Genomic DNA, 8,117 nt, shown 5'->3' with positions numbered 1-8,117 from the left:
TGCTTATCGCTTATAATCTGGTTCGCTTAGAAATGGTAGCGATAGCAAAAGAAGCCAAAGTTGCACCCACCCGTATTAGCTTTACCGCAGCGATAAGCTTGATAGACACTCAATTAAGATGGCTTGCTTTATCACCTGATGGGAAGTTGCCAGCTAAGCTGAAGCAAATGCGGGCCGATATAAAACACTTTATCCTTCCAGATAAAAGAAAGCACCGAACATATCCACGTTCAGTGCTCTATATACCCAGCCGCTATCCACTTAAATATAAGCAGTAGTGCTTATCCGAATAGCATTATCCTATAAAAAGAGGGCTTTTTTGTTCTGTTTAAGCACTTAAACTTTGATGTTGATATTATGCCCGGCATTGCCAACGGGGGCAGCCTCTGGGGCTGGCGCTGCAGCATCGATAAGTTGAAGTGCTATATCGCCTTCAACTTGCTGCTGTTCTTTAGCAAGTTGGGCCACTTTAACGCCTACATTACCGTTGCTTAAGTTTGGCTCGAGATTTGCGGTACCTATCGAAATCGCCATTGATATCCCCATCTATGATCTAGTTAATTCAATATAGTGTTATCGACAGATAATTGCCAACCTTTAGCTTTATCTACTGGGGTCGCAGTCAGTCTGCGACCCCATCTAGCTATTTCAGATACTTACGAACTAATGTGATTAAGAAAGTTAACCCTATGGAGCCAGCGATTAGTGTTATTGCAAGCACCGGGTTTTGAAGGGATACCGGATCCATTGCCAACATGATACCCATACCAACCATCATGATACCTGACATTAGCTTTAGGGTTTGTCCCTCTTTCTCAGTCAGTTTGCGCTTACCCATGGTCGCACTAAATACAATAACAATAATAGCCAGTGGGATGACGTAAACAATGTTATAGAAAACCAGGTACATATAGCGCTCTATGTCAGGCAAGTCATGCATAGAGAGTACGCTGGTGTAGATCATGGGGAATCCAGCTGTACAAAGTAACTCATAGGCATTGGCTAGAATGGCTAGCACAACAGTACCTCCAATCATGGCCGCCATTGAGCTGGCATTGGTTAGTTTACCCATGCGCTTAATTAAGCCGGTCCGGTTTTCAGCCGACATAGATAAACTGACCTCCCCTTTAGTAAAGAAGTAGTCCTTAATATTAATGACCCCGGCAATGAGTGCTAAAATCCCGGCAGCTATAATGATTAAGCTTCCATCACTACCAGCTCCTAGTAGAGTGAAGATATTGAGCCATGCAATCATAAACAGGAAGTAGATAAAGCCTGAGAAGAAGACAAATATACCGCCAACAATTAGCATGCGGCTCTTACTCTTAGCATTGACCATTATGGAGAGCAGGAAGAGTAAAACGAAGAAGGCACATGGATTAAATGCATCTACACCAGCTAGCACTACCGTCAGTAGTGGTAGTGACAGTTTCTCCGGAGCGACAACACCGATTAAGGGCAACTCTACAGGCTGAACAGAGCTTGTGTGAGTTTCTGTATCGCTTAGACCTAAGTCACAAGTACCTTCAGCACCGGGTTCGCCGCTTGTATCACTACAGGTACCAAATAATGGTGCACCATTTTCAGTTGAGCCAGATAATTCAGGATCGTTATCAATGACAGTACCGCCTAATGAGCGGTAACATGCTTTTAGATTGTTGAGCAGGTATTTTCCTGTCACAGCCTCACTGCTATAGCCAACAGTGGCTTGATCACAGGCAGCAAGGTAGGGGACTGATCGAGCTGGAACTTGTGTTTCTTCGGCGATATCTTGCCAAATCTCCATGGTGCCAGGATCTGACACTAGGTGTGTTTGTAGATCTATCCATGGGTAGCGCTCAGCAAGTGAGTCAATGAATGGATGAGCTTCAGCACAATGGGGGCAGGTTTTAGACCAGAAAAAATACAGCTTAACTTTTAGCTCTCCCTGCTCATCAACATAGTGCCAGCTTGATGTTTGGTTTATCTCTGCTGTTGCAGGTGCAGTACTTGCCAATGTAGAAAATGAGCTGAGGCAGAAAAAAATAAGTAAAAATATTGCTTTAGCCATGTTCCCTCCAAGGGGTGAGCTAGGTGTTTACTTTCGATAACAGAGGAAGTTACCAAAGAAGGTATATGCAATTATTTTACTTAACTTCATCTTGATAGATAACTTAGCATTGCATAATTGCAACAGGATTCTCGAATAAGTTGGAATTGGGAACTGAGGCGTATTTAAGAAAAAATGATTAAACTTATTGGGATGTCAGTTGTCAGCAAAAACCTAGAGGGAAAGTGAATAAGAGATTTCTAATTTATTGTTTTGTAATGGTATAGTTAATCCCTTATTAACCCAACTTAGTGCTGAAGTGGATTTATCGCGAGCCTGAATTAATCTCATCTAACCTAATGTCACTAGGTTGATTGTGTTGAGTGTCGTCTGCCTTTTCTATCTGTTTCTCTAGCGTGTTTTCACTCAGTTTTTCAGCGTTATTTTCAGTGTCACACCAGTGAATAGATACATCTCTTACCTCCTCACTGCTCGCAGTTAAAATACGACTGATAATTGGGGCTGAGTAATTAGCATTGTGAAGATACTCTTTAATACGGTCTATACGGCGATTGGCTAGCCACATATCATATTTGCGGCCGTCTTCATCCTGCTGCTTTAGTACCTGAAACTCGAGTAGAAGGTAGCCAGGTTTTTCTGTCGACTCTTTGACCAGTTTATCTAACTGCTTAGCGTACTTACTCGGAAAGTAGGAACTGTTCTTGGCATAAGGTATCTCAGTTACATGTATGCTCTTGTCGCACTGAGCCATCGCATTTCCAGTAAACAGGAATAATACAGTGATGATGATTGCTTTCATTTCAACTCCTTTGAAGCAAGCTTAGTTAACCTTTCATGACATTTTAATGAGCTAGATAGGTAATTTTAGGTGCAAATCTAAGCTAATGTTAAGTTAAAATCAAGCTGTTGAATCCTAGGTTTTTATTGTACGAGTTGAGTTTATGATCTATGAGTTGCCGTGTCATTTTACAGGCATCATCTAGGGCTTATAACGGTTGGGCTACACCAGTTTATGACGTATTTTTGACTCAAAGCTTCTTCGCTCATATTGTCGTGAAATTTACATTTCCGTGAACAGTAAAACTGAAAAGGGGACAGTGTTTAAGCCTGTTTGAATTAAAGTATCGATTTTCTAGATACAGATAAGTATATTGTGCACAACTGAATCTTTATGCTGTCGTATATTATGCCAACTCAACCTACTCAAAACCCTTTAGCACTCGAAAACCAAGTTTGCTTCTCACTTTACACTGCCACAAATGCCATGATCAGAGCTTACAGGCCGGTTTTGAATCAGCTTGATCTCACTTATCCCCAGTATCTTGCCATGCTAGTGCTATGGGAGCATGAAGGGATAAGTGTCAAAACCTTAGGGGATAAACTGCATTTAGATTCAGGCACTCTGACCCCATTGTTGAAAAGATTAGAATCGAAACAACTTGTGAGTCGTGGCCGTAGTGAGAAAGATGAGCGTGTGCGAGTTTTGCATGTTACCGAGGAGGGGAAGCAACTCAAGCATCAGGCTGAAAAGGTGCCTATGCAGATGCGGTGTAAATTAGGTGGAGAGCAGCACAACTTTAATGAGCTAAAAAAGCTCTGCGATGAAGCATATCGATTACTGGCTGCATCAAGCTAGGGCAATATTATGTACCCATAACGGCATCTCAGTTCACAAGGTATTGTTCTAAATTTAAAATATTATGCTATGTTGGCTTTATCAATTAGCTGAGAGTAATTCATGGATAGTGTCGACATATTGATTATCGGGGGCGGGATTAATGGTGCTGGTATCGCTCAGTGTGCCTCTGCTGCCGGTTACAGTGTCGTATTACTCGAAAAGGATGAAATAGGGCAGCAGACATCAGCTAATTCGAGTAAGTTAATTCATGGTGGCCTGAGATATCTCGAATCCGGCCAACTCTCCTTGGTTAAGCAATCTCTTATTGAACGCCGAACACTCTTACGTTTAGCGCCAGATCTAGTTAAAGCGACGCCTTTCTATATCCCTATCTATCAAGACAGTAAAAGGAGTCAGTGGGCCATACGTGCAGGCTTGAGCGCATATTCACTATTAAGTGAGTTTGATCGACTAGGCCGTTTCAGAAGTCTACCTCCTGAACAATGGTCACAAATTGCGGGTTTAAAACTTAAAGGACTAGAAGCTGTTTTTCAATATTGGGATGCACAAACAGATGACCGAGCGTTAACGCAAGCTGTGATCCGCAGTGCTGAAAGCTTAGGGGCCAAGATACTGACTCAAGTTGAATGCAATACAATTGTCCATAAGCCAAACGCTTGTGAAGTGAAATATAGCCAGAAAGGAGAGCGGGTTACTCTGACCGCAGCTTGTGTGATCAACGCTGCCGGCCCATGGGTTAATCAAGTCTCTGAGCTAGTACAACCCCCTGTGCCTAATGCATCAATTGAGCTTGTTCAAGGAAGCCACCTGCTCCTCGATATTCCTGGACCTGATGGCATCTTGTATCTAGAGTCATGCTTCGATGAAAGAGTCATTTTTGTAATGCCTTGGAAAGGAAAAACCTTGTTAGGGACGACTGAGGTGACGCTTGAACACCTTGAAGGCAAGCCTAAGATGACGCGTGAAGAGAGGTATTATCTATTAGGGATCTATTGTCACTATTTTCCTCAATATGAAAACATAGAGGTGTTAGACGCTCAGGTTTTGCAAACATTTTGTGGCGTCAGAGTACTGCCAAAGACCAGCGGAAGTGCTTTTGAGCGTTCTAGAGAGGTGTTATTACAAAAAAGCATGACACACCCAAGGTTGATGACAGTGTTAGGTGGCAAGCTCACGACATTCAGAGCAACATCTAAAGAGGCGGTCGACTGGGTAAAACTGCAATTAGGTGAGAGAGAGAGCATTGCAAATATTGATAAGCTGCCCCTTTACTGAATTCACAATAAAAGATATCAATTTTAAAATTGTCATCTGAGTGTCATATAAGCGCAATATTATATAAAAAATTCTTGTGTGTATTTTTCTATGTGGCAAATATTCTTTCGCTTTCTCACTTTGGGCTTGGTGAGTTTTGGCGGACCTGCAGCTCATATCGGTTATTTTAGACAGACCTTTGTAAATGATCTTAATTGGCTTGATGATAAGCATTATGGCAGCTTGGTTGCTCTTAGCCAGGTAATGCCTGGGCCTGGTTCTAGTCAAGTTGGTTTTGGCATTGGTTACCATCGAGGTGGTTTACTTGGTGGGCTTGCAGCATTTATCGGTTTTACACTTCCCTCTTTTCTATTGCTCTTTGTGTTAGCTATTTCGAGTGCTCAGTGGCTCGACAGCGATCTTTTTCAAGGTGTCATCCATGGCTTAAAACTCTTGGCTGTTGTTGTCGTCGCTGATGCTATCTGGATCATGTTCAATCAGTTCTGTGAAGATCACCTCGCAAAAGTATTAATGGTGGTTAGTGCGATCTTATTGCTCCTCTCTCCTACACTTGTCATGCAGACTTCGTTGCTCGTGCTCGCAGCAATCGTTGGCGCTATGTGTTTATCGTTAGATAATAAAAGACCTATATCGCCAAATCAGACAGGAAAGCCATTAGCTTATGGTTGGCTAATAAGTTTTGCTGTGTTGTTCATCATAGCGCTGGTTGCGATGCAAACAGACACTAAACTTGCAGTCTTGTTTGGTCAGTTCTATCAGGCGGGGAGCCTAGTTTTTGGTGGTGGTCATGTGGTGTTGCCATTGTTGGAGTCAGCGGTTGGCGGTGCTGTAGGCAGTGATAGATTTCTAACTGGCTATGCGTTAGCTCAGGCAGTCCCAGGTCCCATGTTTTCATTGGCCGCTTTTTTGGGTGCTGAGCTCCTGCAGGAATCTCCATTAATTGGTGCTATTGTGGCAACCTTGGCGATTTTTTTGCCCGGTTTCTTACTGATGTTAACAGCGCTTCGAAGCTGGGATACATTGAACTCAAAGCCAAAAATAATAGGAGCATTAGCTGGCATTAATGCATGTGTCGTTGGCTTCTTGATTGCGGCATTTTATAACCCTGTTTTTAGCTCTGCAGTCTCCTCTTTGCAAGACTTGATAATAGTTGTACTCGGCTTTACTTGTTTAAAGTTGCTCAAGCCGAACATATTGTTACTGCTTATAGGCTTTATAACTGCAGGGGTTCTGCCATTGGTTGTGCGATACTGATGAAAAACTATAGCCTATAGGCCTTGAATGAAATCGAGAGCATATAGGATTTTCCCACCTAATTTTATTTCAAACCGCTATTTCCATCTTCTTTTGTACTACATTACAGACCTTTGTTTGTTAACTGTTAATGGGTGAGGGGTGTTGTTATAATAGATGCTTATAAGATATATGTATTTTGGGGGGGATGTTGGTATGTCTAAGTTAGCGTTAAAAAATAAGTTGTTGCTATTTGCATTGGTTCCATTACTGATTAGCTTTGTGAGTTTGATGCTGATCTCTTACCAGATTGAATCAGACTATTTAGAGGAGGATATCGCCTCTTTCAGAGAGAAATTAATTGAAGAGCGTGAACATCAGCTAAGAGATGAAGTAGAGATTGCTATCAAGGTGGCGTCTTATCAGCTTGAATTAGGCGAACGAGGTGACCTTAACAGTGCCTTAAGGCCACTTAGCTTTGGTAATGCAGGGTATTTCTTCATCTATGATGAACAGGGAGTTAATATTTTTCATGGTGCTAGCCCTGAAAATGAAGGAATAAATAGCATTGGGATGACTGATCCCAACGGCAAGAAAATTATCGTTGGTCTATTGAATGCAGCTAAAAATGGCAATGGCGTGTTTAGTTACCATTATCAAAAGCCTGGAGTGAATGAGCTCGTTGAGAAGATAAGTTTCGGTGCGATGATCCCTAATACTAATTGGATGATTGGTACAGGGGCATATATGGATGATATCGAGTTGGAGATAGTTGAATTTCGCCAAACGATAACAGAGCATATGCAAGACAAAGCCATCGTGATCTTTCTGATTGCACTTGCTTTAGGAGCTTTCACTGCGGTGGGGGTTCTCTATGCCGCTGGGCGTATTGTGAAGCCTATTAAAAAAATGCTTATAAGCCTTAGTGATATTGCTCAAGGTGAAGGGGATTTAACACAAAGGCTAGATATTCATGGTGATGATGAAGTAGCGCAGCTTGGACTGGCATTTAATCAGTTTGTTGAAAAGCTGCACTTGATTATTCAAGACGTATCTCACGCTACCCATGAAGTTAAAACTGGGGCAAACAACATCTTGAGTCAAACTGAGATGATGGGGGCTCAACTCACTAATCATAATAATGAAACTGATCAGGTTGTAACAGCCATTACGGAAATGTCTGCCACGGCCAATGAAGTTGCCATGAATACATCACAAGTCGCTGATGCAACGCAAGCTGCATCAACTGATGTGTCAAAAGCCCAAGAGTGTGTCGATACTTCGTTAACAGAGGTTTCCTCTTTGATGTCGGAGATTAACTCTGCTGCAGAACATATTCATTCACTTAGCGAGCAATCGCAAAAGATTAATAGTGTATTAACTGTTATAGGTGGCATTGCAGAGCAGACTAATTTACTTGCGCTCAATGCAGCAATTGAAGCGGCAAGGGCTGGTGAGCAAGGTCGAGGTTTTGCTGTTGTTGCTGATGAAGTAAGAAGTTTAGCGAGTCGAACTCAATCGAGTACACTTGAAATTAATGAGATGTTATCTGAGCTACACAGCTTAGTTACTGTCGCTGTGAGTACTATGGAGTCAAGCCAGAAAAGTTGTATCCGTTCCGTAGATTCATCAAGGGCGATATCTGAAAGTTTAGGTGCTGTCACATCAGCAGTTACCTCAATAAACGATATGAGTACTCAAATCGCAACGGCTGCAACGGAGCAAAGCTCTGTATCAGAAGAGATTAACCGAAATGTCCTTGCGATTCAGGATATTGTCAGTGAACTGATGCATTCTAGCGAAAGTACATCGGGTGTTAGTCAGCAGCTAACTGGTGAAGGTGATAAGTTAGGGCTGCTTGTGGGACAGTTTAAAATTTAATGTTTCGGGCATAAAAAATGGGAAGCAGTTGCTTCCCAT

The 8,117-nt window shown here is 42.2% G+C and carries 7 protein-coding genes and 1 pseudogene; 5 read left to right on the top strand and 3 right to left on the bottom strand.

Annotation, left to right across the window (positions count from 1 at the left end; translation table 11 throughout):
* Positions 1-278, top strand: a pseudogene (locus tag BM736_RS22070) (IS4 family transposase); the annotation flags it as partial.
* Between the two features lie 58 nt (positions 279-336).
* On the opposite strand, the gene BM736_RS22065 reads toward BM736_RS22070, so the two are convergent.
* The 3 genes from BM736_RS22065 to BM736_RS22055 form a co-directional block, all read right to left on the bottom strand.
* Positions 337-534 carry a cytoplasmic protein gene (locus BM736_RS22065; protein ID WP_076416304.1) on the bottom strand — a complete coding sequence of 66 codons (198 nt, stop codon included), beginning with the start codon at positions 532-534 and terminating at the stop codon, positions 337-339.
* Between the two features lie 109 nt (positions 535-643).
* Positions 644-2,050: a cytochrome C biosynthesis protein gene (locus tag BM736_RS22060; RefSeq protein WP_076416302.1), complete on the bottom strand. Its 1,407-nt coding sequence runs from the start codon at positions 2,048-2,050 to the stop codon at positions 644-646.
* A gap of 304 nt (positions 2,051-2,354) precedes the next feature.
* Positions 2,355-2,849 (bottom strand): hypothetical protein, encoded by a 495-nt coding sequence (locus tag BM736_RS22055; protein WP_076416300.1) that lies wholly within the window; start codon positions 2,847-2,849, stop codon positions 2,355-2,357.
* 372 nt (positions 2,850-3,221) lie between these two features.
* On the opposite strand from BM736_RS22055, the gene BM736_RS22050 reads away from it, so the two are divergent.
* From BM736_RS22050 to BM736_RS22035, 4 genes are all read left to right on the top strand, one after another.
* The gene (locus BM736_RS22050; RefSeq protein WP_076416297.1) at positions 3,222-3,686 is read left to right on the top strand and encodes a MarR family winged helix-turn-helix transcriptional regulator; all 465 of its coding nucleotides are present in this window, start codon (positions 3,222-3,224) and stop codon (positions 3,684-3,686) included.
* 102 nt (positions 3,687-3,788) lie between these two features.
* Positions 3,789-4,964: a glycerol-3-phosphate dehydrogenase/oxidase gene (locus tag BM736_RS22045; protein WP_076416295.1), complete on the top strand. Its 1,176-nt coding sequence runs from the start codon at positions 3,789-3,791 to the stop codon at positions 4,962-4,964.
* Between the two features lie 90 nt (positions 4,965-5,054).
* The gene (gene chrA / locus BM736_RS22040; protein ID WP_076416292.1) at positions 5,055-6,218 is read left to right on the top strand and encodes a chromate efflux transporter; all 1,164 of its coding nucleotides are present in this window, start codon (positions 5,055-5,057) and stop codon (positions 6,216-6,218) included.
* Between the two features lie 195 nt (positions 6,219-6,413).
* A complete protein-coding gene (locus BM736_RS22035) occupies positions 6,414-8,078 on the top strand; it encodes a methyl-accepting chemotaxis protein (RefSeq protein ID WP_076416321.1) in 1,665 nt (554 codons plus the stop codon).
* The last annotated feature ends 39 nt before the right edge of the window (positions 8,079-8,117 follow it).

The organism is Shewanella sp. UCD-KL12, assembly GCF_001957125.1.
Lineage (GTDB): Bacteria > Pseudomonadota > Gammaproteobacteria > Enterobacterales > Shewanellaceae > Shewanella.
The sequence above is the reverse complement of the archived record's forward strand: the minus strand, read 5'-3'. Positions and strand labels throughout refer to the sequence as shown.

What these genes read in the sequence shown, in the direction of transcription:
- BM736_RS22050 (WP_076416297.1), top strand. Translation starts at nt 3,222, where the DNA reads ATGCTGTCGTATATTATGCCAACTCAACCTACTCAAAACCCTTTAGCA.
- BM736_RS22045 (WP_076416295.1), top strand. Translation starts at nt 3,789, where the DNA reads ATGGATAGTGTCGACATATTGATTATCGGGGGCGGGATTAATGGTGCT.
- BM736_RS22065 (WP_076416304.1), bottom strand. Translation starts at nt 534, where the DNA reads ATGGCGATTTCGATAGGTACCGCAAATCTCGAGCCAAACTTAAGCAAC.
- chrA (WP_076416292.1), top strand. Translation starts at nt 5,055, where the DNA reads ATGTGGCAAATATTCTTTCGCTTTCTCACTTTGGGCTTGGTGAGTTTT.
- BM736_RS22055 (WP_076416300.1), bottom strand. Translation starts at nt 2,849, where the DNA reads ATGAAAGCAATCATCATCACTGTATTATTCCTGTTTACTGGAAATGCG.
- BM736_RS22060 (WP_076416302.1), bottom strand. Translation starts at nt 2,050, where the DNA reads ATGGCTAAAGCAATATTTTTACTTATTTTTTTCTGCCTCAGCTCATTT.
- BM736_RS22035 (WP_076416321.1), top strand. Translation starts at nt 6,414, where the DNA reads ATGTCTAAGTTAGCGTTAAAAAATAAGTTGTTGCTATTTGCATTGGTT.